Source organism: Streptomyces sp. NPDC126499 (genome assembly GCF_040302485.1).
In the GTDB taxonomy this organism is placed as follows: domain Bacteria; phylum Actinomycetota; class Actinomycetes; order Streptomycetales; family Streptomycetaceae; genus Streptomyces.
The window spans coordinates 1-1,155 of sequence record NZ_JBEOUO010000063.1 but is presented as its reverse complement, the minus strand read 5'-3'; the positions used below and the strand labels follow the sequence as shown (position 1 = coordinate 1,155).

The following is a 1,155-nucleotide window of genomic DNA, read 5'->3' as shown; positions in this document are numbered from 1 at the left end:
CATATTTTTCATATACAGCTGTACCATCAAATTTCCAAAATCTCTTTAAATTCGTAACCCATTTGTCAGTATAGTCATTAAATTTACGCTCTAATTCAATGTTTATTGGCTTACCTATTAAATCTCTTTCAGTAAATTTAAATTGCATATTATTACCTTTAAGCCCTAATACACTTAAGAATGTATATAGCCAATCACGTGCATAATTATGTTCCATATCAGCATTGGCGTAATGAACAAATTCTCCTTCTTCTTTATGTATAAATGTAATTGCAAATTGTGGATGTCCATTTTTGGATTGTTTAGCCTCAAAGTTTTTAATTTTCATGCTATAAAGTCCAGGTTTCATATAATTACCTAATTCTTGCGCACCATTAAGATTAATATTAAAATTCATAGTTCTTACCACCCTTTAAATATTTATTAATTTCCATTTCTGATTGCTTCTACAAGGTCATTTACGCTAGGATTAATAAACTTCTTATCTCTAATTTTGACATTGCTAGCATGCCTTATTTTAGTTTCAAATAATGAAGATGGTTCAGCATTTAAAACATATTCAAATCTCTTCCCTTCACTATCACTGTGTTCTTCAATTGTCATTCTTGCTAAAACATCAGACTGGCTTAAAATAGCCTTTCTAATTTGTTCTTGTGCCTCAATAGTGATAGTAGGATTGATTGTGCTACCTTCTTCGTCTTTATCTTTATTTATGCCTTCATGACCACTTATAGCTAAATGAAATTGATATTTCTGTTGAATTGTTGATATATACCTATACATTTTTACTATTCGGGAAGCACACTCTCCCCAATCATTGAATGTAGGATTCCGTCTTTTACCATTCATAATCTCATCAATAGTTATATCTCTTAGCTTTTGAATGGTTTCTATCACAACAACATCAATATTTTTTCCATAATCACGTAATTGTTGAATAATTTCTGGCAGCTTCTTTATAACTAATCCAAAATGTTTATAATTTTTTATTTGAACAACAGCACCATCTTCTGTAACAGTAGTGCCATCTTCATTAATATCTAATACCAAAGCATTATTATCTTTAGTTAAAAATGTGGTTTTACCTGTCCCAAATTTGCCGTATATTGCAAATTTGTAGAACTTATTAGCATTTTGTTTACTTATATCTTTGAC

General features: G+C 29.7%; 2 protein-coding genes. Both read right to left on the bottom strand.

Features of this window, described 5'->3' with window-relative positions; translation table 11 throughout:
* Positions 1 to 397: hypothetical protein (locus ABTZ91_RS34060; RefSeq protein WP_352081103.1), on the bottom strand; the 397-nt coding region annotated here is incomplete at its 3' end.
* A gap of 26 nt (positions 398 to 423) precedes the next feature.
* A partial coding sequence (locus ABTZ91_RS34055; RefSeq protein ID WP_352081102.1) for an ATP-binding protein occupies positions 424 to 1,155 on the bottom strand: 732 nt, incomplete at its 5' end.